This window comes from Bosea sp. Tri-49, assembly GCF_003952665.1.
Classification (GTDB): domain Bacteria; phylum Pseudomonadota; class Alphaproteobacteria; order Rhizobiales; family Beijerinckiaceae; genus Allobosea.
The window spans coordinates 5,134,915-5,156,841 of the sequence record NZ_CP017946.1 but is presented as its reverse complement, the minus strand read 5'-3'; the positions used below and the strand labels follow the sequence as shown (position 1 = coordinate 5,156,841).

At 66.8% G+C, this 21,927-nt stretch carries 25 protein-coding genes; 13 read left to right on the top strand and 12 right to left on the bottom strand.

Annotated features, from left to right (window positions below):
- Window positions 1–3: 3 nt before the first annotated feature.
- Window positions 4–4,014: a Pls/PosA family non-ribosomal peptide synthetase gene (locus BLM15_RS24870; RefSeq protein ID WP_126115265.1), complete on the bottom strand. Its 4,011-nt coding sequence runs from the start codon at window positions 4,012–4,014 to the stop codon at window positions 4–6.
- Between the two features lie 222 nt (window positions 4,015–4,236).
- Window positions 4,237–4,833, bottom strand: a complete 597-nt coding sequence (locus BLM15_RS24865) for a histidine phosphatase family protein (protein ID WP_236846416.1) — start codon at window positions 4,831–4,833, stop codon at window positions 4,237–4,239.
- A gap of 144 nt (window positions 4,834–4,977) precedes the next feature.
- On the opposite strand from BLM15_RS24865, the gene folP reads away from it, so the two are divergent.
- Genes folP through folK form a run of 3 tightly spaced genes read left to right on the top strand, consistent with a single transcriptional unit; the run spans window position 4,978 to window position 6,696 of the window.
- Window positions 4,978–5,811 carry a dihydropteroate synthase gene (gene folP / locus BLM15_RS24860; RefSeq protein WP_126115264.1) on the top strand — a complete coding sequence of 278 codons (834 nt, stop codon included), beginning with the start codon at window positions 4,978–4,980 and terminating at the stop codon, window positions 5,809–5,811.
- Window positions 5,808–6,182, top strand: coding sequence for a dihydroneopterin aldolase (gene folB / locus BLM15_RS24855; RefSeq protein ID WP_126115263.1), 375 nt, complete (start codon window positions 5,808–5,810; stop codon window positions 6,180–6,182). Before folP ends, folB begins: the two co-directional genes overlap by 4 nt.
- Window positions 6,172–6,696: a 2-amino-4-hydroxy-6-hydroxymethyldihydropteridine diphosphokinase gene (folK, locus tag BLM15_RS24850; protein ID WP_236846415.1), complete on the top strand. Its 525-nt coding sequence runs from the start codon at window positions 6,172–6,174 to the stop codon at window positions 6,694–6,696. Before folB ends, folK begins: the two co-directional genes overlap by 11 nt.
- A 3-nt stretch (window positions 6,697–6,699) precedes the next feature.
- On the opposite strand, the gene fabI is transcribed toward folK, so the two are convergent.
- The 3 genes from fabI to BLM15_RS24835 form a co-directional block, all read right to left on the bottom strand.
- On the bottom strand, window positions 6,700–7,539 hold the full coding sequence (fabI, locus tag BLM15_RS24845) for an enoyl-ACP reductase FabI (RefSeq protein WP_126115261.1): 840 nt from the start codon (window positions 7,537–7,539) through the stop codon (window positions 6,700–6,702).
- Window positions 7,540–7,634: 95 nt separating this feature from the next.
- Window positions 7,635–8,555, bottom strand: a complete 921-nt coding sequence (locus BLM15_RS24840; RefSeq protein WP_126115260.1) for a DnaJ C-terminal domain-containing protein — start codon at window positions 8,553–8,555, stop codon at window positions 7,635–7,637.
- A gap of 84 nt (window positions 8,556–8,639) precedes the next feature.
- Window positions 8,640–9,080: an RT0821/Lpp0805 family surface protein gene (locus tag BLM15_RS24835; RefSeq protein WP_236846414.1), complete on the bottom strand. Its 441-nt coding sequence runs from the start codon at window positions 9,078–9,080 to the stop codon at window positions 8,640–8,642.
- Between the two features lie 150 nt (window positions 9,081–9,230).
- Between BLM15_RS24835 and pdxH the strand changes: the two genes are divergently transcribed.
- The 5 genes from pdxH (at window position 9,231) to BLM15_RS24810 (ending at window position 12,024) form a co-directional block, all read left to right on the top strand.
- Complete coding sequence (gene pdxH / locus BLM15_RS24830; protein WP_126115258.1) at window positions 9,231–9,845, top strand: pyridoxamine 5'-phosphate oxidase; 615 nt, start codon at window positions 9,231–9,233, stop codon at window positions 9,843–9,845.
- Window positions 9,846–9,861: 16 nt separating this feature from the next.
- Window positions 9,862–10,638, top strand: coding sequence for an SDR family NAD(P)-dependent oxidoreductase (locus BLM15_RS24825; protein ID WP_236846413.1), 777 nt, complete (start codon window positions 9,862–9,864; stop codon window positions 10,636–10,638).
- The gene (locus BLM15_RS24820; RefSeq protein ID WP_236846412.1) at window positions 10,635–11,129 is read left to right on the top strand and encodes an NUDIX hydrolase; all 495 of its coding nucleotides are present in this window, start codon (window positions 10,635–10,637) and stop codon (window positions 11,127–11,129) included. The genes BLM15_RS24825 and BLM15_RS24820 overlap by 4 nt, the downstream gene beginning before the upstream one ends.
- Complete coding sequence (locus BLM15_RS24815) at window positions 11,126–11,566, top strand: TIGR02301 family protein (protein ID WP_126115257.1); 441 nt, start codon at window positions 11,126–11,128, stop codon at window positions 11,564–11,566. Before BLM15_RS24820 ends, BLM15_RS24815 begins: the two co-directional genes overlap by 4 nt.
- Before the next feature lie 188 nt (window positions 11,567–11,754).
- The gene (locus BLM15_RS24810) at window positions 11,755–12,024 is read left to right on the top strand and encodes a hypothetical protein (protein WP_110492788.1); all 270 of its coding nucleotides are present in this window, start codon (window positions 11,755–11,757) and stop codon (window positions 12,022–12,024) included.
- Here BLM15_RS24810 and BLM15_RS24805 read toward each other — a convergent pair whose 3' ends face one another.
- Window positions 12,025–12,372 (bottom strand): winged helix-turn-helix transcriptional regulator, encoded by a 348-nt coding sequence (locus BLM15_RS24805; protein ID WP_126115256.1) that lies wholly within the window; start codon window positions 12,370–12,372, stop codon window positions 12,025–12,027. It lies immediately after the preceding gene.
- A gap of 184 nt (window positions 12,373–12,556) precedes the next feature.
- On the opposite strand from BLM15_RS24805, the gene BLM15_RS24800 reads away from it, so the two are divergent.
- Window positions 12,557–13,432 carry an NAD(P)-dependent oxidoreductase gene (locus BLM15_RS24800; RefSeq protein WP_236846411.1) on the top strand — a complete coding sequence of 292 codons (876 nt, stop codon included), beginning with the start codon at window positions 12,557–12,559 and terminating at the stop codon, window positions 13,430–13,432.
- 31 nt (window positions 13,433–13,463) lie between these two features.
- On the opposite strand, the gene BLM15_RS24795 is transcribed toward BLM15_RS24800, so the two are convergent.
- From BLM15_RS24795 to BLM15_RS24775, 5 genes are all read right to left on the bottom strand, one after another.
- On the bottom strand, window positions 13,464–14,732 hold the full coding sequence (locus tag BLM15_RS24795) for an RNA polymerase sigma factor (RefSeq protein WP_126115254.1): 1,269 nt from the start codon (window positions 14,730–14,732) through the stop codon (window positions 13,464–13,466).
- 43 nt (window positions 14,733–14,775) lie between these two features.
- Window positions 14,776–15,192 carry a YciI family protein gene (locus tag BLM15_RS24790; RefSeq protein ID WP_126115253.1) on the bottom strand — a complete coding sequence of 139 codons (417 nt, stop codon included), beginning with the start codon at window positions 15,190–15,192 and terminating at the stop codon, window positions 14,776–14,778.
- An 81-nt stretch (window positions 15,193–15,273) separates the two neighbouring features.
- The gene (locus BLM15_RS24785) at window positions 15,274–15,696 is read right to left on the bottom strand and encodes a YciI family protein (RefSeq protein ID WP_126115252.1); all 423 of its coding nucleotides are present in this window, start codon (window positions 15,694–15,696) and stop codon (window positions 15,274–15,276) included.
- A gap of 81 nt (window positions 15,697–15,777) precedes the next feature.
- On the bottom strand, window positions 15,778–16,200 hold the full coding sequence (locus BLM15_RS24780) for a YciI family protein (RefSeq protein WP_126115251.1): 423 nt from the start codon (window positions 16,198–16,200) through the stop codon (window positions 15,778–15,780).
- Window positions 16,201–16,316: 116 nt separating this feature from the next.
- A complete protein-coding gene (locus BLM15_RS24775) occupies window positions 16,317–16,979 on the bottom strand; it encodes a dihydrofolate reductase family protein (RefSeq protein WP_126115250.1) in 663 nt (220 codons plus the stop codon).
- Window positions 16,980–17,263: 284 nt separating this feature from the next.
- Between BLM15_RS24775 and ygfZ the strand changes: the two genes are divergently transcribed.
- The 3 genes from ygfZ to BLM15_RS24760 are packed head-to-tail and all read left to right on the top strand — an operon-like array spanning window position 17,264 to window position 19,370.
- Window positions 17,264–18,151, top strand: coding sequence for a CAF17-like 4Fe-4S cluster assembly/insertion protein YgfZ (gene ygfZ, locus BLM15_RS24770; protein WP_126115249.1), 888 nt, complete (start codon window positions 17,264–17,266; stop codon window positions 18,149–18,151).
- Entirely contained in the window at window positions 18,148–18,771 is a 624-nt protein-coding gene (locus BLM15_RS24765; protein ID WP_126115248.1) for a DNA-3-methyladenine glycosylase I, read from the top strand. The genes ygfZ and BLM15_RS24765 overlap by 4 nt, the downstream gene beginning before the upstream one ends.
- Entirely contained in the window at window positions 18,771–19,370 is a 600-nt protein-coding gene (locus BLM15_RS24760) for a YfbR-like 5'-deoxynucleotidase (RefSeq protein WP_126115247.1), read from the top strand. The genes BLM15_RS24765 and BLM15_RS24760 overlap by 1 nt, the downstream gene beginning before the upstream one ends.
- A 190-nt stretch (window positions 19,371–19,560) precedes the next feature.
- Here the strand turns inward: BLM15_RS24760 and BLM15_RS24755 are convergent, their stop codons facing one another.
- The gene (locus BLM15_RS24755) at window positions 19,561–19,848 is read right to left on the bottom strand and encodes an SH3 domain-containing protein (protein WP_126115246.1); all 288 of its coding nucleotides are present in this window, start codon (window positions 19,846–19,848) and stop codon (window positions 19,561–19,563) included.
- 200 nt (window positions 19,849–20,048) lie between these two features.
- Between BLM15_RS24755 and aceB the strand changes: the two genes are divergently transcribed.
- Window positions 20,049–21,656 (top strand): malate synthase A, encoded by a 1,608-nt coding sequence (gene aceB / locus BLM15_RS24750; RefSeq protein WP_126115245.1) that lies wholly within the window; start codon window positions 20,049–20,051, stop codon window positions 21,654–21,656.
- Window positions 21,657–21,927: the final 271 nt, after the last annotated feature.

Genomic DNA, 21,927 nt, shown 5'->3' with positions numbered 1-21,927 from the left:
AGTTCAGTGCTGCGCTGCTGCTGCAGGCACTGCCGGCGCGCCTTCCCAGCGCGTGTTCGCCGGAATGTTCTCGCCCTTCATGATCACCGTGAGCAGGCCGATCTGGGCGTAGTCGCCGACATGGGTGTCGTAGAGCACCGTCGCGCCGGCGCCGACGCAGACGCCCTTGCCGAGATGGACGCGGCCGACCTTCATCACCCGGTCCTCGTAGAGATGGGTCTGCAGGGCGGAATGGGCGTTGACGGTGCAGAAATCGCCGACCTTGATGCAGTCGAACTCGGTGATATCGGTGGAGTCCAGCCAGACGCCCTGGCCGTATTGCGCGCCGAACAGGCGCAGGAACCAGGGCAGGAACGGCGTCCCGCGCAGATAGTCGAACAGCACCTTGCCGCCGAGGCCCCAGTAGAGCACCGAGACCGCCTCGGTACGCATCGCCCAGAACGACCACATCGGCTTCATCACCGGCTTGTAGACGCCCATCAGCAGCCATTTCATCAGCGCGCAGATCAGCGCCTGGGTGATGGCGATGAGGACGGCGCAGCCCATGAAGGCGAGGGCCAGGCCCGTCCAGTCGCGGTCGAAGATCTTCTGCTGCAGCACGAGATCGACGGCGATGGTGCCGAAGGTTATGAACAGCATCGCCGGGAAGGATGTGTGCAGCGCCTCAAAGCCGGCGCGCGCCAGCTTCTTGCCCAGCGAGGGCTTGTAGGTCCAGTCGGCGCCGAGATCGACCTTCTGCCGCGTCGGCAGCTTGATCGGCGGCGAGCCAAACCAGGTATCGCCGGCGCTCATCAGTTCGTTCGCCGGCGGCTTCGACTTGATGCCGATCAGCACCCGGTCGGGGATGACGGCGCCGGGCGGGACGACCGCATCGTTTCCGACGAAGACCTGCTCGCCGGTGCGGGTCATGTCGAGGCGCATATAGCCGCGCCGCATGTCCTCGTCGCCAAAGATCACTTCGTCGGCGATGAAGTTGCCGGCGCCGATGCCGGTGATGTCATAGCGCCCCGACAGGTTGGTCGAGATCTCGGCGCCGCCACCGATGTGCGCGCCCATCATCCGGTACCAGAAGCGCATGTAGATCGTCGCGAACAGGGACGACAGCGTCTCCAGCGTCACCTCGGTCGCCAGTGCTACCGTCCATTTGCGGGCGTAGAAGCCCGAATGGATCGAATAGGTGCCCGACGAGACGCGCGGCAGGATCGCCCAGCGCAGCGCACAGATCAGGAAGACGGTGATGCTGATCAGGCCGATCGCCGTCGGCCAGGTCAGGAGCGGCAGGTACCAGAGATAGCTGATGTCGGACCAGGTCGAGACCCAATCGTCGATCTTGTCGAACAGCCAGAAGGCCGGGAAGATCGGCAGGAGGCTGATCGGCGGCAACGCGATCAGCATGACGATGTAGAACAGCGTCATCGCCGTTCGTCGCCGCCCGCTCGCCTGCGCCTGCTCCGGCAGGGCCTCGAGATCGACCACGCCGGTCTTGCGCGCCGGCGAGCCGTCCCAGATCTCGGCCGTGCCGATGGTCGCGCCCGGCGCGATCGCGGTCAGGTCGCCGATCTCGGCATGGTCGCCGACAGTGCAGCCATGGCCGAAGACGACCGAGGAGCCAGCATAGACGTCCTTGCCGATCGTGATCCGGCCGATGATCAGGTTAGCCCCGATCGCCTCGGCATTGGCGAAGGTGGTCTTCGAACCCAGCGTCGTGCCGTCGCCGAGCTCGACGAGATCGACCGCGCCTGCCTCGTAATCCGAGATGATGACGTCGCGCCCGACCTTGGCGCCGAGCAGGCGCCAGTAGAAGCGCATCACCGGCGTGCCCTGCAGCCATTTGATGTGCACGAGCCCGGCAACGCGCGAGGCGAACCACCAGCGGAAATAATAGACGCCCCAGAGCGGGTAGGTTCCGGGCCTTGTCCGGCCGAGCACCAGCCATTTCAGGCCGATCGCGATGAAGCCGGTGATGATGGTGATCGCGACATAGATGCCGAGCAGCGCGAAGACCTGCGCCATCGCCGACAATTCCTCGCCGGAGAGCAGCATGTAGCTGACGAAGATGCCGAGCCACTGCGCCGTCGACAGGCTGATGATGATCGGCAGAGCCACAGCTTGCGCCAGCCCGCAGAGAAAGCGGCGCAGCAGCGGTGGCGGCGTGAAGGAGAGATCCTCCTCGGCCCGCACGCCACGCGCATCGAGCAGTTCCGCCATCGCCCGCAAGGTGCGCGCGCCATAGACGTCCTGCAGGGTGATGCCGGCATAGGCCGGCGTCTCGCGCACGATCGAGATGAAGCGCGCCGCCAGCAGCGAATGGCCGCCGAGGTCGACGAAGAAATCCGCCTCCAGCGGCAGCGCCTGCGCGCCAAGCACGCGCTTGGCCGCATCGAGCAAAGCGGCCTCGATCTCGTTGCGCGGCGGTTCCTGCTCGCCACTCGCGGCCGGCGCCGTCAAGGGCGCGGCCTTCAGCATCTTGCGGTCGATCTTGCCGGAGACCATGCGCGGCAGCGAGCCGGTCGGCTCGAAATGCGCCGGGATCATGTAGGGCGGCAGCTTCTCGCGCAGCGAGGCGCGCAGCACCGTTCCCTCGATCTGCACGCCGGGCTCGCCAACCAGGAAGGCGACGAGCCGCTCAATGCCGTCATCGGTCCGCAGCACCACTGCCGCCTGGCTGATGCCGGCCTCGTCCGAGAGCGCCGCCTCGATCTCGCCGAGCTCGACGCGGAAGCCGCGGATCTTGACCTGGTCGTCGATGCGGCCGTGGAAGACGATGTTGCCGTCGCCATCGAGGCTGACGGCATCGCCGGAGCGGTAGAGGATCGGATCGTCCGAACCGCCGAACGGATTGGCGATGAACTTCTCGGCCGTGAGCTCGGGGCGCAGACGGTAGCCCTTGGCGACGCCCGGCCCGCCGATCAGCAACTCGCCCTGCTGGCCAACGCCGGTCAGCTGCATCGCTTCGTCGACGATATAGGCGGTGTAGTTCGGGATCGGCTTGCCGATGGTGACGGTCTCGCCCGGCTCGACCGGAGCGGCGGTTGCAACCACTGTCGCCTCGGTCGGCCCGTAGGTGTTGAAGATGCGCCGGCCGGGCTTGGACCATTTCTGCACGATCGAGGGCGGCAGCGCCTCGCCGCCGAGCAGGATCAGCGTCAGCGAGGGCACATCCGACGGCAGGATACCGAGCAGGGTCGGCACCGTGTCGATCACGGTGACGCCGGCCTCGGCGAGGATCGCCGGCAGCTTCTCGGCGTCGCCCATCATCTGCGGCGTCGCGACGAACAGGGTCGCGCCAACGAGATAGGGCGTCCAGATCTCCTCCATCGACAGGTCGAAGGCGACCGAGGCGCCTTGGAAGACTACGTCGTCCGGGCCCATGCCGTAGAGCGCGTTTCCGGAACGGAGGAAATGACAGATGTTGCGCTGGCTGATGACGATCGCCTTGGGCGTGCCGGTCGAGCCTGAGGTGTAGATCAGATAGGCGGGATGGTCCTGGGTCAGCCCCGGCGCCCGGGCCGGCAGTACCTGGCCGTCGCTCGCCTCGGCGAGCTGTTGCGGGCACCAGACCACGCGTTCCGTCGCTGCGGCCCGCGCCTTCCAATCGGTCTGTGTCACCAGGCCCTTGGCGCTGGCATCCTCGAGGCAGATGGCGATGCGCTCGACCGGCGCCTCGGCGTCGAAGGGCAGCCAGGCGGCGCCCGACAGCGTGATCGCGATCTGCGCCACCAGCAGGTCGATGCCGCGCGGCATCCACAGGCCGACCATGTCGCCCGGGCCGACGCCAGCAAGCGCAAGGCCGCGCGCCTGCGCCTGCGCCTCTGCCCAGACCTGCGCATAGCTCAGCCGGCGCTCGCCGGAAATCATCGCCATATGGTCGGGACGCGCGGACACGCTCGCCGCGAAAATCTCGGCGAGTACCTCGTCGCGCAGCAGCTCTGGCCGCTTCTCGCCCGCCAGCATCGCAAGCGCCGTTGCGCCCGAATCGGCAGTACCGGCCGAAACTGTGGTGATATCGTTCATCCTGCCCCGCCGCAGGTCCCGGCGATCGCGCCCGGACTGCACTTCACGCCGACCGGCCGTCTCCCCGTGACGACGCGCCCGCCAGTCCTACGACCGGACGCTCGCAGCCGCGCGAGCACTCACCAGCCGACCGTACCTTCGAAGATGTGGCTGAACCTCGCCTGAACGGCAAGCGCGAACACAGGATGCGGTTAAGCGTCGGCGTGCTTTTGCGCCCGACTGTCACATCCACGTCGCCTTGTCGCCTTCGACCACGAGGATCTTGCCCTGCCAGATCTCGACGCGGGCCGCATCCACTGTGCCGACCGCACCGATCAGGGCCAGCACCGCCCGCGCCACGCCGCCATGGCTGACCATCACCGTATCGGGCGCCAGCCCTTCGAGGACCGGCCGGATGCGCTCCGCAAGCATGCGATAGCTCTCGCCGCCCGGCGGCACGAAGCCCCATTTGTCGCGCTCGCGCGCCTGGGCGAGCTCGCGTTCGCTCTTGCGGACCTCACGCCAGGTGAAGCCTTCCCAGTCACCGAAGGTCAGTTCGCGCAGACGTTCGTCGATGCGGAATCCGTCTGGTGGCAGATCGAGCTCGCGGCGCAGGATCGTCATCGTCTCGCGCGCCCGCTCCATCGGCGAGCAGAGATAGTCGACGGTAGCGTAATCGGGGGTCAGCGCCTTGAGCCGGCGCGCCGCCTCCTCGGCCTGCATGCGACCGAGCCCGTTGAGCGGAATGTCCTTCCCGCCCTGCAATCGGCCCTCGCGATTCCAGTCGGTTTCGCCGTGGCGAACGAGGAAGAGGCGACCAGGAATCGTCAAGGCATCCATGCCCCGCCTCTTGCACGCTGAGGATCGCCACGTCAAAGCGGCTAAAGCGCCGCAGGGGCCGGTCTCGCGGCCTCGTGAGCTTTGTAGTGGCCGCGCACCGAAGCCCTGTGTAAGAGGCAGGCTCTCGCATCGCTCGATCGCCGCATGAACGCCACGCTCACACTGCCGGACGGCCGCAGGCTTAGCCTCGGCGCCAGGCCCCTGCTGATGGGCGTGGTCAACGTCACCCCGGATTCCTTTTCCGATGGCGGCCTCTTCGCCAACCCTGCGGTCGCGATCGCACATGGACTAAAGCTGGCGCAGCAGGGCGCCGATATCGTCGATGTCGGCGGTGAATCGACAAGGCCCGACCACATCCGCCTCGAGGCGCAAAGTGAGCTCGCCCGGGTCATGCCGGTGATCATCGGCATCGCCGCCAAGAGCGATATTCCGATCTCGATCGACACCTACAAGGCCGAGGTGGCCGAAGCGGCGTTGAAGGCCGGCGCTTCGATCGTCAACGATGTCTGGGGCGCGCAGCGCGATCCCGCCATCGCCGGCATCGCGGCCCGCCATGGCGCGCCGATCATCCTGATGCACAACCGCGAGGAGGTCGATCCCGGGCTCGACATCCTCGCCGACGTGATGCGCTTCCTCGAACGCTCGATCGCGATCGCCATTGAAGCCGGCGTGCCGCGCGGCCAGATCGTCGTCGACCCCGGTATCGGCCGTTTCGGCAAGACCGCCGAGCAATCGCTGCTGCTGATGAAAGAGCTCGGCCGTCTCGCCGAGCTTGGCTGCCCGGTCCTGCTCGGCGCCTCGCGCAAATCGGTGCTCGGCCATGTCATCGGCAAGGCTGTGCCGGCGCAGCGCGTCGCCGCCAGCATCGCCGCGCATCTCTACGGCGTCACGCAAGGCGCCGCCATCATCCGCGCCCATGACGTCGACGAGCATGTCGACGCGCTGAAGATCTGGGCAGCGATCGGAGAAGCACGATGAGCGCGACGGGGCAGATCTTCATCGAGGCGCTCGACCTCTACGCCTATCACGGGCATTTCGCCGAGGAGGGCCGGCTCGGCCAGCGTTTCTCGATGGACCTCGTCCTGGATTGCGACCTGCGCGCTTCCTCGCTCAGCGACAGCCTTGCCGACACGGTCGACTATGGCGAGGTCGTCGCGCTGGTCACGCGCACCTTTTCGGGGAAGCGTTTCAAGCTGCTCGAGGCGGCAGCGCGGGCGCTCGCGGACGCCATCCTGGCGGGATACCCCGCCGTGACCAAGGTCGCGGTCACCTTGCGCAAGCCGGCCCCGCCGATCCCCGGACGGATGGAATCGGTCGGGATCAAGCTGGATTTCACGCGTGAGGGTTGAGGCGACGCTCGGCCTGGGTGGAAACCTCGGCGACCCGGTTGCAGCCTTCGCGGCGGCACTGGCGCGACTGCGCGCGCACGCCGGCGTCGAGCTGAAAACCGCTTCCTCGGTCTGGCGCACGGCGCCCTGGGGCAAGCTCGACCAGCCGGAATTCCGCAACATGGCGGTGCTGATCGAGACCACGCTATCGGCCGACGATCTGCTCGCACTCTGCCTGTCGATCGAGCGCGAGAGCGGCCGCGAGCGGCGCGAGCGCTGGGGGCCCCGCACGCTCGACATCGACATCCTGACCTATGGCGGGCAGACGATCGAGCGACCCGGCTTGCAAGTTCCGCATCCACGCATCGCCGAGCGCGCCTTCGTGCTGGCGCCGCTGGCCGAGGTCGCGCCGATGATCACGATCGGGGAGCACAGCATAGCGACGCTGCTGGCGGCGATTGCGAGCCAGGACGTCAGCCGTGACGCTGACGGAAGCCAGCGCCTGAAGGATATGTTGGCAGCTCAGCCGAGCTGAGACTCACTCGCCCTTGTCGAGCGTGATATCCGGCGCGGTCGGCACCTTCATGCCGACGACATGGTAGCCGGCATCGACATGCATGATCTCGCCGGTGATGCCGCGCGACATGTCGGAGACCAGGAAGACCGCAGTCTCGCCGACCTCCTCGATGGTGACGGTGCGGCGCAATGGCGAGTTGTACTCGTTCCACTTCAGGATGTAGCGGAAATCGCCGATGCCCGAGGCCGCTAGCGTCTTGATCGGCCCGGCGGAGATCGCATTGACACGAATCTTCTGGGGTCCGAGATCGGCGGCGAGATACTGCACGCTCGACTCCAGCGCGGCCTTGGCGACGCCCATGACGTTATAGTGCGGCATCCACTTCTCGGCGCCGTAATAGGTCAGTGTCAGCAGCGAGCCGCCATCCAGCATCAGCTTCTCGGCACGCTGGGTGATCGCCGTGAAGGAATAGCAGGAGATCAGCAGCGACTTCGAGAAGTTCGCCTCGGTCGTGTCGACATAGCGGCCGGTGAGCTCGTCCTTGTCGGAGAAGGCGATGCAATGGACGACGAAGTCGAGCTTGCCCCAGAGCTTCTCGATCTCGGCGAAGACCGCGTCGATCGTCGCACCATCAGTGACGTCGCAATGGCCGACGACATGGCCGCCGAGCTGCTTCGCCAGCGGCTCGACCCGCTTCTTCAGCGCATCGCCTTGATAGGTGAAGGCGAGTTCGGCGCCGGCATCCGCGGCCGCCTTGGCGATGCCCCAAGCGATCGAGCGATTGTTGGCGACACCCATGACGAGACCGCGCTTGCCCCGGAGCAGATTGGCGGTCGGGGCGGCGCTGCTGGATTCAGGCATCTGGGACCTTCGAACTGGACGAACCGGCGAGTAGAACGGGTCGTCTCATAACCGAGGCGGTCGAAGGGTGGAAGCGTCCTTTGCCGAATTCCTGTTCAGCCGGCCCGTGCTTTCATCAGCGCGGTCAGCTCGGCGTCTTCGGCCGGCATCTCGATGTCGATCGAAACGAACAGATCGCCATGCTCGCCCTTCTTGGCACCGGGTAGCCCCTTGCCACGCAGCCGGAACTGACGCGCCGTGCCGGTCAGCGGCGGCACGTTCATCTCGACCGCGCCCCCGAGTGTCGGCACATGGATCGGCCCGCCCAGCACCGCCGTCGCCAGCGGGACCGCAACGCGCGCACGCAGATTGCTGCCGTCGACAGTGAAGCGCGGATCGGGCCGGACCTTGATCGTCATCAGCACGTCGCCGGTCTCGCCGGTGAGCGGATGTGTCTGGCCGAGGCCGCGCAGGCGCATGATCTTGCCGTCGGCGACGCCTTCCGGGATCGTCACCTCGACCTCGCGCCCGCCGGGCAGCTTCACCCGGCGCATCGCACCATTGACCGCTTCGGCCAGGTTGACCTCGAGCGTGAAACTCTGTTCCGGCGGCTTCTGCGGCTGGCTCGCCCGGCCGCGCCCGCCGCGCCTGGCGGCATCGCCGAAGAGCGAACCGAAGATGTCGGCTGGGTCGAATCCCTGGTCGGCGCCGCCGCGGCCGGAGGACGCCCCGCCGCCATCGAAGTTGAACTCGAAGCCGCCATGATGGGCGCCCCGACGCCCGGCGCCCATGCCTTCGAAACCGGAGAAGCGCGGCTTGCCCTCAGCGTCGATCTCGCCGCGGTCGAACTGCTTGCGCTTGTCCGTGTCGCCGAGGACTTCATAGGCGGTGTTCAGCTCGGAGAAGCGCTCCTGCGCCTTCGGGTCGCCCTGGTTGCGGTCGGGATGCAGGTCCTTGGCGCGGCGGCGATACGCCTTCTTGATTTCGGCCTCATCAGCCGATTTCGCCACGCCCAGAACCTGATACGGATCACGCATTCAAAAACACCCCCGGAGGCTTCGTATCCCGGCGTACCGGAACCGCCTCCTACATGGGAAGACTGTGGCGTCTTGGCAACAGGCTCAGGCCGTGCCTTTCCAGGTCTTGGCATCCTTGACCGCCCATTCGCCGCCGGACGGCCGGCAGGCGGTGCCCTGCAATTTCACCGGACCGGTCTGCAGGCTCATCGACGCCAGGAAGGCACGGCAAATCTCGTCCGCTTTCAGGAACGGTCCGCCGACCGGAGTGAATATACCCTTCATGCCGCTCTGGGCGTTGTCCCAGGAAACCGGCGCGCCATTGCCTTGTGGGTCGAGCGCCAGCGCCATCGCGCCTTCAGCCCGACGCCAGTCTTCGGGTCCGAGATCGGGCGCAAGATTGGCGAGCGGGCTCTTGCCCTCGCTGGCGCGAGCCGGCAACACCGAGGCCGTGGTCATCGCGACCTCGTCCTCGGCCTTGCTCGACAGACCCATGATCGGGAAGGAAATCGAGCAGCCGGCCGCAACCAGCCCGAACAGCAACACACCGGCGAGCGATGTCCCGCGCGCAAGGGGACTGCGCTCACGCGGCCTCTGGCTCCGCTGCTCGCGGGGCTTATATATGTCTGCCAACTCAAACCGCATTACGGATCGCGCTCGCCCAACGCTTCCTAAAAACCTTCGAGGATTAAGCACGTGAATGCGTTAACGAGCGGTGACTTCACCGAGGCCGGCGAGCCCTTCGCCCTGTTCGAGAGCTGGCTGGAGGAGGCCAAGGCCTCCGAGCCGAACGACCCGAACGGCATGGCGCTCTCGACGGTCGACGCCGACGGCCTGCCCAATGTCCGCATGGTCCTGCTCAACGGCCGCAGCCCTGACGGCTTCGTCTTCTACACCAACACGCAAAGCCAAAAGGGCGAGGAACTCGCCGGCCAGCCCAAGGCGGCTGCGCTGTTCCACTGGAAGAGCCTGCGCCGGCAGATCCGGATCCGCGGCCCGGTCAGCCGCGTCAGCGATGCCGAGGCTGATGCCTATTTCCAGTCGCGCCCGCGCGACAGCCGCATCGGCGCCTGGGCCTCGCAGCAATCACGGCCGCTCGAAAGCAGGTTCGCTCTGGAAAAAGCGGTCGCGAGCTATGCGCTGAAATTCGGCGTCGGCGAGGTGCCGCGCCCGCCGCACTGGACCGGTTTCCGCATCGTCCCGCTGTATATCGAGTTCTGGCGCGACGGCGCCTTCCGTCTGCACGACCGCGTCGTCTTCCGCCGCGCCGCCCCCGGCGACGACTGGACGAAGACCCGGCTCTACCCCTGAGGAAAGTCACAAACACATGGCCATGCCGACATTCGACTTTCCGAAGACGGAGCCGGGCAAGCGCCCGGTCATGCTGCTGACCGGTGCCAGCCGTGGCATCGGCCACGCCACGGTGATGCAGTTCGCCATGGCTGGCTGGCGCATCCTGTCCTGCTCGCGCCAGGCCTTCTCCGACAAATGCCCCTGGCCGTCGGGCGCCGACGACCATGTCCAGATCGACCTTGGCGACCCTGAGGACACGATGCGCGGCATCGCCGAGATCAAGAAGCGCCTCGCCGCTGAGGGTGGCAAGCTCAATGCGCTGGTCAACAATGCCGGCATCTCGCCGAAGGGGCCGAAGGGCGGCCGGCTCGGCGCCGCGACGACCTCGTTCAACGACTGGCACCAGGTCTTCCAGGTCAACTTCTTCGCGCCGATCATGCTGGCGCGCGGCCTGCTCGACGAACTGACTGCCGCCAAGGGCGCGATCGTCAACGTCACCTCGATCGCCGGTTCGCGCGTCCATCCCTTCGCCGGTGCCGCCTATGCGACCTCGAAGGCTGCGCTCGCCAGCCTGACCCGCGAGATGGCCGCCGATTTCGGGCCGCTCGGCATCCGGGTGAACTCGATCTCGCCCGGCGAGATCGACACCGCCATCCTCTCGCCCGGCACCGAGAAAATCGTCGCGACCTTGCCGCTCGGGCGGCTCGGCAAGACCGAGGAAGTGGCGAAGGCGATCCATTTCCTCTGCACGGATGCCTCGTCCTATGTCACCGGCGCCGAGCTCCACATCAATGGCGGGCAGCACGTGTGAGTGACGAGAGCGGCGGGCACGATGGCGGGCAGGTCATCCGCTTCCCCAACCCTGCCCGCGCGGCAGCACGCCCGGTGCTTGCTGCCTCGATCGCCGTCTTCCGTGACGGCAAGGTCCTGCTGGCGACACGAACGAAGCCGCCGGCCGACCAGCTCTGGTCGCTGCCCGGCGGCAAGGTCGAGGCCGGCGAGAGCCTGGAGGAAGCGGCGCTGCGCGAGCTCGAGGAAGAGGTCGGTGTCACCGCCCGCATCCTCGGCTTCAACCGCCATGTCGAGATCGTCGGCCGCGATCCCAAGGGTGTCGTCACCCATCATTTCGTCATCGCGTCCTATGTCGGGCAGTGGCTGTCCGGCGAGCCCCAGCCAGGACCGGAAGCTGGCGCGGTGATGTGGGCTGACCCGCTGAAACTGGGCGGCCTGCCGACGACGCGCGAACTCGGCGACGTGCTGCGTCGCGCCGCTGCCATTGTCACGCGTGACGCTGGTGCATGACGAAGCGCGCGCTCGCAGCCCTGTTTCTGGCCGTGCTCGCCGCGAGCCCCGAGGCGCTGCTGGCGCAGGCGCGGCGGCCGGCCCAGCCGCAGCAGCGGCCCGCCGAGCCGCCTCCGCCGGAGCCCGAATCACCGCCGCCGCCCTATGAACCGCAATTGCTGAAGCTCGCCGAGATCATCGGCTCGCTCGCCTATCTGCGCACGCTCTGCGAGGCTCGCGAGGCGCAGGACTGGCGCGAGCGCATGGCCGCGCTGCTCGAATCGGAAGGGCGCAGCCCGCAACGACGCGAGCGGCTGGCGAGCGCCTATAATCGCGGCTACCGCGCCTATTCGGCGACGCATCGCACCTGCAGCGACGGCAGTCAGGAAGCCTCGGCCCGCCTCGCCGTAGAGGGTGAAAAGCTGGCCAAGGCGCTCGCCAGCCGCTTCGGTGGCTAGTTTCGGGACGGGCCTGCGCCATTCTTAGGCAGAATTGTCCCCCACGAATTAACCTTTCTTAAAGACCGTGATGGCGCCCGCCGGCTATGAACCGTATCCTCAGCCTGCAAATCACTGGAGCGGTCGTGGGCTCGCACCCATCCGCTCCGTCCGACGGGCTACTTTCGACGCCGGGTTCCGACGCCTTCATGTCCGCTCTTTCAGACGACCTGCCACTCGATCCGACCCTCGCCGAGGACGTCAAGGACGCCCGCCACGTCGCCTATAGCTATGTCGAGGACGCCTTCGCCGAGGCGCGTCAGGACGGGCTCGATTCCGACGCGCTCGCTCATGCCGCCCTGTTCGCGGCGATGCGCACGCTGGTCGAGACCTATGGCGAGGAGGCGACAGCCGTCTTCGCCGAGGCTCTGCCCGAGAAAATCCGCAACGGTAGCTTCACCATCGGCACGCGCCACTGATCACTCGGCCGCGACCGGGAGCCCGCCGCGCCCGGAATGGGCGAGCCCCCATAGCGCCAGAGTATGCGCGGCGTCGTTGAGCGCCGCCCCGGCCGGCGTCAGCGAATACTCGACCCGCAGCACTGCCTCCTCGAATACCTCGCGCCTGACGACGCCGTCGCCCTCCATCTCGCGCAATTGCTCGTAGAGCACCTTCTCGCTGATCCCCGGCAGGCGCCGGCGCAATTCGCCGAAGCGCAGCGCCCGTTCGTGCAGTTCCCACAGGATCGCCGACTTCCAGCGACCGCCGATCACCGATAACGCCTGGCCGAGACCGCATTCGTCCGGCAGATTGACCCTGACTGGCATAGCCTTCTCCGACCGACCACTTACTTTCATGTAAGTAATTGAAATAAAAAATAAAACTGCAATTTCTCCTGCAGACACAGCCGGCATGGGTCGGCTTTGGTCAACACAGAAATGCGCGACACCGCACGATCGAAGCCGTGGCTTCTATCGCAGCCGTGCTCGCGCCTTGTCAGGAGAGCAATCGATGAGTGCCACTGTTTCCGTCATCGGCCTCGGCCGCATGGGCTCAGCCCTTGCCCAGGCCTTTTTGAAGGCCGGCATCCCCACCCATGTCTGGAACCGCTCGCCCGAAAAAGCGGCGGCGCTCGCCGACCAGGGCGCCCAGATCGCGTCATCGGTCTCTGCCGCCGCCGCGGCAGCCGACATCGTCGTCGTCTGCGTCAGCACCTATGCCGATTCGGACAGGCTGTTTCGGGTGCCGGAGACTGCGACCGCCCTGCGCGGCAAGCTGATCGTCCAGGTCTCGTCCGGCTCGCCGAACCAGGCGCGCGAGCAGGCGAAATGGGCGGCCGACAACGGCACGAAGTATCTCGACGGTGCGATCATGGCGACACCGAACTTCATCGGCGAGCCCGGCGGCACCATCCTCTACTCCGGGCCTCGGACCCTGTTCGAGGCGAACCGGCTCATCCTCCTGGCGCTCGGCGGCAATCCGCAATTCGTCGGCGAGGATGTCGGCCACGCCTCGGCGCTCGACCTCTCCCTGCTCGGACAGATGTGGGGCGTGCTCTTCGGCCAGTCCCAGGCGGCGGCGATCTGCGAAGCCGAGGGTATCGCGCTCGACCTGTTCGAAGAGCATCGCCAAGCCTTCCTGCCCGTGGTCGAGGGCGCAGTGGTCGACCTGGTCACCCGCATCCGCGACCGCCGCTTTGCTGCAGACGCGGGGACGCTCGCCTCGCTCGATGTCCACTACGGCGCCTTTGGGCTGCTCCTGCAGCTCTGCGCCGAACGCGGCCTGCACGATCTCGTCCCCAAGGCACAGGACAGCCTGTTCCGCAAGGCGATCGATGCCGGCCACCGTCAGGACGATTTCGCCGCCATCGCGCAGTTCATGCGCTGAAGAACGGCCCGCTAGGCGGCTGCACTCGGTTTCAGCCGGCCGCCTTTCGCGCGGTCTGCGCCCGGCTGAGCAGCAGGTCACGCTCGCGCCGGTTCCGGGTCATCTCGGCGGCGCGGGTGAACTCGGCTTCCGCCTCGCCATGGCGGCCGAGCTTGAGCAGGAAGTCGGCGCGCACGCTCGGCAGCAGATGATAGTTCTTCAGCGCTGGAGCCCCAGTGAGCGCGTCGACCAGCGCAAGCCCTGCCGCCGGCCCGTCCGCCATCGAGACCGCAACGGCACGGTTGAGCTCGATCACCGGCGAGGGCGTCAGCGCTCCCAAGGCGCCGTAGAGCGCCGCGATCCGGCGCCAGTCGGTCTCCTCGGCGGTGTGGGCGCGGGCATGGCAGGCCGCGAGCTCGGCCTGCAGGACGTAAGAGCTGGGTGCAGTGGAAAGCCTGCGCGCCGTCTCCAGCGCCTTGAGGCCGTGATTGATCAGCAGCCGATCCCAGCGCGCCCGGTTCTGGTCGAGCAGCAACACTGGTTCGCCATCCGGCCCGATCCGGGCGCGCAGGCGCGAGGCCTGCAATTCCATCAGCGCGACGAGGCCGTGCACCTCCTGCTCCTGCGGTGCGAGGCCGGCGAGGATGCGCCCGAGCCGCATCGCTTCCTGGCACAAAGCCGGGCGCACCCAATCCTCGCCGGCGGTCGCGGCATAGCCCTCGTTGAAGATCAGGTAGACCACCTCCAGCACCGAGGCGAGACGTTCGCCGAGCTCGGGGCCGTGCGGCACCTCATAGGGCACCTTGGCCTCGGCCAGCGCCTTCTTCGCCCTGACCAGGCGCTGGGCCATGGTCGGCTCGGGCACCAGGAAGGCGCGCGCGATCTCCTCGGTGGTGAGGCCCCCGATCAATCGCAGCGTCAGCGCCAATCGCGCCTCGACCGCGAGCACCGGATGGCAGGCGGTGAAGATCAGGCGCAGCAGGTCGTCGCCGAGTTCGTCGTCGAGCGCCTCCTCGATTTCGGCGATCGGATCGGCCTCCTCGTCGAGATCGCGGCCGATCTCCTCATGCTTGCGCTGCAGCATCTTGGCGCGCCTGAGGCCGTCGAGCGCGCGGTGCTTGGCGGCCTGCATCAGCCAGGCGCCTGGATTGCGCGGCACGCCCTCGCCCGGCCATTGCTGGAGCGCGGCGACGAGCGCGTCCTGCGCCAGCTCCTCGGCCCGGCCGACGTCGCGGGTGACGCGGGCGAGGCCCGCGATCAACCTCGGGGCCTCGATCCGAAAGACCGTCTCGATCGCGCGGTGTGCATCGCTTGCCGTCATCGGCTGCGATACACACCATCAGCGATCGACGCTGGCAAGCGGCTCAGCCGATCTCGCTCTTGAGGCGATCCCAGGTTGCCGCGGCCTCGGGCGAGACCATCTCGCCGAAATCGGCGATGTCGACGACCGGGCGGATCTCGATCTCGGACGGGCCGGGCATCGGATTGGGGCAGCGCTTGACCCAGTCGATCGCCTCGTCGAGCGACTTGCACTCCCAGAGCCAATAGCCCGCGACGAGTTCCTTGGTCTCGGCGAACGGCCCGTCGACGACAGCGCGCCTCTCGCCGTCGAACTGGACGCGCGCGCCCTTCGCGCTCGGCTGCAGGCCATCGCCGCCCTTCATAATGCCGGCTTTCACCAGCTCCTCGTTATAGGCCATCATCGCATCGACCAGTTCCCGGGTCGGCGGTGCGCCGGCTTCGCTGTCCTTGGTCGCCTTGACCAGCACCATGAAACGCATCGGTTTTCTCCGTTGTCTGGAGCGGTGCAGGTCCTCGCCTGCCACCCTCCGGGTTGAATGGGGTTTGAAGCCTTCGTTCGATCAGCCGGCGAGCTTCGCCGACTCGGCGCGCAGCCGTTCTTCCTGCTCGCGCAGCTCGGGCGTCAGTGCCTCGCCGAAATCCTCCATCTCGAAGATGGGGCGCAGCTCGATCTCGGTGCCGCCGTCGAAGGGCGCGCGCTTCAGCCATTCGACCGCCTCGTCGAAGGAGCGGACCTGCCAGATCCAGAAGCCGGCGAGCAATTCCTTGCTCTCGGCAAAGGGGCCGTCGAGAACCGTCCGCTGCGAACCGGAGAAGCGCATGCGCAGCCCCTTCGAGCTCGGATGGAGCCCGTCCATCGCCAGCATCACTCCGGCCTTCGCCAGCTCCTCGTTATAGGCGCCCATCCTGGTGAGCATGTCTTCGCTCGGCATCGCGCCGGCTTCGCTGTCCTTGCTGGCCTTGACCAGAACCATGACACGCATCGGTCTTCTCCGTTTGACCGGAGCGGTGGAGGGTTCGCCTCGCACCGTCCGGGTTGAATGGAATGCGAAACCTTCGCCCGATCAGCCGGTGCGCTTCGCCGTCTCCGCACGCAGGCGCTCTTCCTGCTCGCGCAGCTCCGGCGTCAGCGCCTCGCCGAAATCCTCCATCTCGAAGATCGGGCGCATCTCGATCTCGGTGCCGCCATCGAAGGGCGCGCGCTTCAGCCATTCGACCGCCTCGTCGAAGGAGCGGACCTGCCAGATCCAGAAGCCGGCCAGCAGTTCCTTGGTCTCGGCGAAGGGGCCGTCGATGATCGTCCGCTGCGAGCCCGAGAAACGCATGCGCAGCCCCTTCGAGCTCGGATGGAGCCCGTCGCCCGCCAGCATCACGCCGGCCTTCACCAGCTCCTCGTTATAGGCGCCCATCTGGGTGAGCAGGCCTTCGCTCGGCATCACGCCGGCTTCGCTATCCTTGTCGGCCTTGACCAGAACCATCACGCGCATCGGTCTTCTCCTGTCTGTCGGGGTTAGGTTTTGCTTCGGTATGGGGCGGGAGAATTCCCGCCCTCTGTGATCACGTCGAACGAGGAACGCCCCGATCGACAGGCTCTGAAAAAAATTCAGCCCTTGGCCGCATTTTTTTCGCGGCGGGCGATTTCGGCAGCGCTCGGCTCGGCAAATTCGAACGAGCCGGTCGTGACCTCGCCCTCGCGGCGATAGGTCGCCATGAGCACGCCGGTGCTCGAGGCGCTGCTCTCGACGAGCTTGAACCCGGCCGGCATGGCGCCCGAGCCGAACAGGCGCTTGCCCTTGCCGAGCACGACCGGGAAGGTCAGCAGCGTGATCTCGTCGACCAGGTCCTTGGCCAACAGCGCCTGGATCAATTCGCTCGAGCCCTGCAGCAGGAGCTTGGGCCCGTCCTGCCGCTTCAGCGCCGCGACTTCCGCAGCGGGATCGCCACGCAGCGCGACGGTGTTCTGCCAGGTCAGCGTCTGCGGCTCGGAGGTCGCGACATATTTGGTGATCGCATTGAACTTGACCGCGATCGGATCGTCGCCGGCATAGGGCCAGTGCGCCGCGAAGATGTCGTAGGTCCGGCGGCCAAGCAGCAGGTCGAACTTGTCGGTCAGGACCTTGTCCATGACCTGGCCCATCGCATCGTCCCAGTGGTGGAAGGTCCAGCCGCCATGGCTGAAGCCGCCCTGCGGATCCTCCTGCGGGCCGCCCGGCGCCTGCATGACGCCGTCGAGGGACACGAAGGTGGCGGCAACGACTTGTCTCATCTGTTGTCTCCCGAACTCGCGGGAGATCGTCCCGCATCGCTTCTCCGAAGCTCGGGCGGGCGCCGCAATGACCTGCGACCTCCGCTGCTTCTTGCTGACACGTCGAACGGCAAATCGCCGGATCGACAGCCTCGCGAAAAAAAATCTGCGATCGGCTCCTGGCGGAGGACGGCACCCGAATCCTGGCTCGCTCGCCGCACCGGTTGAGCCCCGGGGCGAAGCACCCTAACTATCGGGGCGAACGGCGCCCGCGCCGAAACAGCGATCGCTGAAAGAGCTCAGCCATGCCGGCAACCAGACTGGTCGACCGCGGCGTCATCCGCGTCAGCGGCGACGACGCCCGCGATTTCCTCGAGAATATCGTCACCAACGCGATGGAGACCGTCACAGCCGAACGCGCCGGCTATGGCGGGCTGCTGACACCGCAAGGCAAGATCATCGGCGATTTTCTGGTCGTCGCGGTCCCGGACGCCGAGGGCGGCGGCTTCCTGCTCGACACGCCACTGCTCCAGACCGCCGACCTGATGAAGAAGCTGAAGCTCTACAAGCTGCGCGCCAAGGTCACGCTCGACGATCTCAGCGAGAGCGCCGCCGTGATCGCCACGACCGATGGCGGCAAGCTGCCGGCCGATGCCGGGCTGGTCTATGCCGATCCGCGCGTCCCTGAGCTCGGCGAGCGCGCCATCGTCGACCTCGATGGCGCCGACGAGCTCGTCGATACCTCGATGGACGACTACCACACCCATCGCATCGGCCTCGGCATCCCCGATGGCGGCCGCGACTTCATCTATGGCGACGCCTTCCCGCACGAGGCGCTGTTCGACCAACTCGGCGGCGTCTCCTTCCGGAAGGGCTGCTATATCGGCCAGGAGGTGGTCTCGCGCATGCAGCACCGCGGCACCGCGCGTTCGCGCGTCGTGCCGATCGTCTTCAGCGAGGGCTTGAACCCGGAAGACGGCGTCGAGGCAAGTGCCGGTGGCAAGCTGATCGGCCGCGTCGGCTCCTGTGCGGGTGGCCGCGGCCTTGCCCTGCTCCGGCTCGACCGCGTGGCGGACGCGCTCGCCGCTGGCCACAGGCTCGATGCCGGCGGTCTCGTTTTCACGCTGGCGAGCAAGCCGTCCTTCATCCGCTTTCCCTATCCCGGCGAGCCAGAATTCGGAGCGGCAGCATGAGCGGGCGCGAGGCGGTCGAGGGCCCCGACGGCAAATATCGTTGCACCTGGCCGGGGAGCGATCCGCTCTATCTCGCCTATCACGACACCGAATGGGGTGTGCCGGAATATGACTCCCGCACACTCTGGGAAAAGCTGATGCTCGACGGCTTCCAGGCCGGCCTGTCCTGGATCACCATTCTGAGGAAGCGCGACGCCTTCCGCGCCGGCTTCGCCGGCTTCGAGCCTGAAGCCGTCGCCCGCTTCGGCGAGGCCGATGTCCAGCGCCTCCTCGCCGACGCCGGCATCGTCCGCCACCGCGGCAAGATCGAAGGCACGATCCGCAATGCGCAGGCCTATCTCAGGTTGAGCGAGCAGGGGCCGTTCACCGATTTCCTCTGGAAGCATCTCGACGGGCGCGTGATCCAGAACGCCTTCCGAACCCATGAGGATGTGCCGGCCGAGACCGCCGTGTCGAAGGCGATCTCGAAGGAGCTCAAGGCCGCCGGCTTCACCTTCTGCGGCCCGACCATCGTCTACGCGGTGATGCAGGCCTGCGGCATGGTCAACGATCACCTCACCGGCTGCTTCCGGCGAGAGGAATGCGCGGCGCTCGCCCGCGACACGCGCCCCGCCGCCTGATGGCGAAGCTGCCTGTCCCGCCGCGCGCCTGGCAGCGCATGCTCTCGGGCCGGCGGCTCGATCTGCTCGATCCCTCGCCGCTCGATGTCGAGATCGAGGACATCGCCCATGGCCTCGCCCGCGTCGCGCGCTGGAACGGCCAGACGCGCGGCGCCCATTCCTTCTCGGTGGCGCAGCACAGCCTCCTGGTCGAGGCGATCGCCGGCCATCTCAATCCGGACTGGCCGCGCGAATGGCGGCTGATGGGGCTGCTGCACGACGCGCCGGAATACGTCATCGGCGACATGATCTCGCCGTTCAAGGCGGTGATGGGCGACGCCTACAAGGGCGTCGAACTGCGCCTCTTGGGCGCGATCCATCTGCGCTTTGGCTTGCCGGCCGCAACGCCGGCCGTGGTGAAGCGCAAGACCAAGGATGCCGACAAGATCTCGGCTTTCCTCGAGGCAACCGAGCTCGCCGGCTTCGAGCGCGAGGAAGCGCTGCGCTTCTTCGGTCGACCTCAGGCCCTGCCGCGCGAGGTCTTGGCGCTGCTCGAACCGCAGGCGACGGAGCAGGCGCAGGCGGCGTTCCTGAAGCGGTTCGGCGAGTTGACAGGATAGGGCGCGGGATCCCCTCTCCTGGAAGGAGAGGGGGTAGGGGTGAGGTGTTCGGACTGGAAACGTTGGCCTGAACCCAACCGCGCGGTCAGGTTTCGCGGAACTGGTCGCAGGGCCTACACCTCACCCTGCCCTCTCCTTCCAGGAGAGGGTTCCCCGCGATCCTGTCGCCAACTGGTCCGAGCAGCCCGCCTCAATAACAGGACACGAATTCCCGGTAGACCCAGCCCACCACATGGTTGCGGCCGCGCGGGCTGATCAGCGCCCAGGGCCGGCCACGCTCGTCGAACGAGGTGTTCATCACCCTGATGCCGGCGCCGTTGCTGACACGGCCGATGATCTCGCCGTTGGGCGTCTCGCGGATATTGAGCGGCGTGCCGGTCGGGTCTGTGACGGCGCAGCGGCTCTGGGCGAAGGCTGGTGCAGCAAATAGGCAAGTCGCAAGCGCAGCGGTGGAAAGGCCGAGGCGGGCGGCGGTCATGAACAAATCCCCCTGATCGTCAACCGGCACGCCCCGCGCCGTGACACGCCTGTGCAATGGCGTATTCAGGGCTGCTTTCGCTGTAAAACGGCATTGTTTCTATTTTGGATCAGATCATCTGACACTCTCTGCTATTCACGACAAAATCGGATAGCTGCATACTGCGTTCACCTGATCGTAGCCCTAGAGAGACAAGTGCCATGACCGCCCCAACCAGTCTCACCCTTCCCGCCGGCGTCGTCGTCAAGGGTGCGCTCGCCGAGCGCTATGACGAGGTTCTGAGCCATGACGCGCTCGCCTTCGTCGCCGGGCTGCAGCGCCGCTTCAACGAGACCCGCAAGCGCCTGCTTGCCGTGCGCAAGGAGCGCCAGAAGCGCTTCGATGCCGGCGAGACCCCGGATTTCCTGCCTGAGACCCGGCACATCCGCGAGGGCGACTGGAAGGTCGCAGCCATCCCGGCCGATCTGCAGGACCGCCGTGTCGAGATCACCGGCCCGGTCGATCGCAAGATGATCGTCAACGCGCTGAACTCCGGCGCCAAGGTCTTCATGGCCGATTTCGAGGACGCCTCCTCGCCGGTCTGGGCCAATATGGTCGAGGGTCAGATCAACCTGAAAGACCGTTGGGCCGGCCGGATCGACTTCACCGACGCGACCTCGGGCAAGGCCTACAAGCTCAAGGACAAGCCGGCCGTCCTGATCGTCCGCCCGCGCGGCTGGCATCTGCCGGAGCGGCATATCGAGATCGACGGCGAGATCGCCTCGGGCGCGCTGGTCGATTTCGGCCTTTACGTCTTCCACAACGCCAAGGCGGCGCTGGCGCAGGGCTCGGGCCCCTATTTCTACCTGCCCAAGCTCGAGAGCCATCTCGAGGCGCGTCTCTGGAACGACGTCTTCGTCGCCGCCCAGACCGCGCTCGGCCTGAAAACCGGCACGATCAAGGCGACCGTGCTGATCGAGACGCTGCCGGCCGCCTTCGAGATGGACGAGATCCTCTACGAACTGCGCGAGCACATGGCCGGCCTCAATTGCGGCCGCTGGGACTACATCTTCTCCTTCATCAAGAAGCTCGCCCGCAACAAGGCCTTCGTCCTGCCCGATCGCTCGCAGGTCGTGATGACCAAGGCGTTCCTGCGCGCCTATTCGCTGCTGCTGATCAAGACCTGCCATCGCCGCGGCGCCTTCGCCATGGGCGGCATGGCCGCGCAGATCCCGGTCAAGAACAACCCCGAGGCCAATGCCGCCGCCTTCGCCAAGGTCAAGGCCGACAAGGAGCGCGAGGCCGGCGACGGCCATGACGGCACCTGGGTCGCCCATCCCGACCTCGTCCCGGTGGCGAACGAGGTGTTCGACCGGCTGATGCCGCAGCAAAACCAGCTCGACAAGCTGCGCGAGGACGTCGAGGTCAGCCGCGAGCAGCTGCTGGAGGTCCACGAGGGCACCCGTACCGAGGACGGCTTCCGCGAGAACATCCGCGTTGGCGTGCAATATCTCGAAGCCTGGCTGCGCGGCCGCGGCGCAGTGCCGATCTACAACATGATGGAGGACGCCGCGACCGCCGAGATCAGCCGCGCCCAGATCTGGCAGTTCGTCCAGTACGGAGTCGCGCTCGAAGGCGGCGCCAAGGTCGATGCCGAATTGTTCAAGCGCTGCCTGCCCGAGGAGATGGCGCGGGTGAAAAGCGAGCTCGGCGCCGACGCCTACGACAAGGGCCGCTTCCCCGAGGCGGTCGAGCTGTTCTCGAAGCTCTCGCTCGCGCCGGAGTTCGAGGAGTTTTTGACCGTCCCGGCTTACGGGAAGTTGGGCTGACAGAATGGCCCGCGCCACTCGGAGAGCGGCGCGGGCTCGCTTTTTTGTCGCTCGGCCGCGGACTTCGGATCGTCTGCTTTGGAGCGGACATTCCGCTTGACGATGAATGTGGGTAACGACAGTGTCGCAGGACATGCTCAGGAACCCGACCCTCTGCGACCGACGCCGACGCCGCTTCATCCAAGCGGCGGCTTCTCGGCTGCGCGTCGATCAGTGTCCTTCCGCGTGGTGACTGCCTCACCGTAGGTCCCGCCCCCGAAGCGACCCCGAC

What these genes read in the sequence shown, in the direction of transcription:
- BLM15_RS24825 (WP_236846413.1), top strand. Translation starts at nt 9,862, where the DNA reads ATGGCCATGCCGACATTCGACTTTCCGAAGACGGAGCCGGGCAAGCGC.
- BLM15_RS24775 (WP_126115250.1), bottom strand. Translation starts at nt 16,979, where the DNA reads ATGAGACAAGTCGTTGCCGCCACCTTCGTGTCCCTCGACGGCGTCATG.
- folB (WP_126115263.1), top strand. Translation starts at nt 5,808, where the DNA reads ATGAGCGCGACGGGGCAGATCTTCATCGAGGCGCTCGACCTCTACGCC.
- BLM15_RS24755 (WP_126115246.1), bottom strand. Translation starts at nt 19,848, where the DNA reads ATGACCGCCGCCCGCCTCGGCCTTTCCACCGCTGCGCTTGCGACTTGC.
- BLM15_RS24840 (WP_126115260.1), bottom strand. Translation starts at nt 8,555, where the DNA reads ATGCGTGATCCGTATCAGGTTCTGGGCGTGGCGAAATCGGCTGATGAG.
- BLM15_RS24865 (WP_236846416.1), bottom strand. Translation starts at nt 4,833, where the DNA reads ATGGATGCCTTGACGATTCCTGGTCGCCTCTTCCTCGTTCGCCACGGC.
- aceB (WP_126115245.1), top strand. Translation starts at nt 20,049, where the DNA reads ATGACCGCCCCAACCAGTCTCACCCTTCCCGCCGGCGTCGTCGTCAAG.
- BLM15_RS24810 (WP_110492788.1), top strand. Translation starts at nt 11,755, where the DNA reads ATGTCCGCTCTTTCAGACGACCTGCCACTCGATCCGACCCTCGCCGAG.
- BLM15_RS24795 (WP_126115254.1), bottom strand. Translation starts at nt 14,732, where the DNA reads ATGACGGCAAGCGATGCACACCGCGCGATCGAGACGGTCTTTCGGATC.
- BLM15_RS24790 (WP_126115253.1), bottom strand. Translation starts at nt 15,192, where the DNA reads ATGCGTTTCATGGTGCTGGTCAAGGCGACCAAGGACAGCGAAGCCGGC.
- BLM15_RS24780 (WP_126115251.1), bottom strand. Translation starts at nt 16,200, where the DNA reads ATGCGCGTGATGGTTCTGGTCAAGGCCGACAAGGATAGCGAAGCCGGC.
- folP (WP_126115264.1), top strand. Translation starts at nt 4,978, where the DNA reads ATGAACGCCACGCTCACACTGCCGGACGGCCGCAGGCTTAGCCTCGGC.
- fabI (WP_126115261.1), bottom strand. Translation starts at nt 7,539, where the DNA reads ATGCCTGAATCCAGCAGCGCCGCCCCGACCGCCAATCTGCTCCGGGGC.
- BLM15_RS24800 (WP_236846411.1), top strand. Translation starts at nt 12,557, where the DNA reads ATGAGTGCCACTGTTTCCGTCATCGGCCTCGGCCGCATGGGCTCAGCC.
- BLM15_RS24785 (WP_126115252.1), bottom strand. Translation starts at nt 15,696, where the DNA reads ATGCGTGTCATGGTTCTGGTCAAGGCCAGCAAGGACAGCGAAGCCGGC.
- BLM15_RS24815 (WP_126115257.1), top strand. Translation starts at nt 11,126, where the DNA reads ATGACGAAGCGCGCGCTCGCAGCCCTGTTTCTGGCCGTGCTCGCCGCG.
- BLM15_RS24805 (WP_126115256.1), bottom strand. Translation starts at nt 12,372, where the DNA reads ATGCCAGTCAGGGTCAATCTGCCGGACGAATGCGGTCTCGGCCAGGCG.
- BLM15_RS24765 (WP_126115248.1), top strand. Translation starts at nt 18,148, where the DNA reads ATGAGCGGGCGCGAGGCGGTCGAGGGCCCCGACGGCAAATATCGTTGC.
- BLM15_RS24760 (WP_126115247.1), top strand. Translation starts at nt 18,771, where the DNA reads ATGGCGAAGCTGCCTGTCCCGCCGCGCGCCTGGCAGCGCATGCTCTCG.
- BLM15_RS24870 (WP_126115265.1), bottom strand. Translation starts at nt 4,014, where the DNA reads ATGAACGATATCACCACAGTTTCGGCCGGTACTGCCGATTCGGGCGCA.
- ygfZ (WP_126115249.1), top strand. Translation starts at nt 17,264, where the DNA reads ATGCCGGCAACCAGACTGGTCGACCGCGGCGTCATCCGCGTCAGCGGC.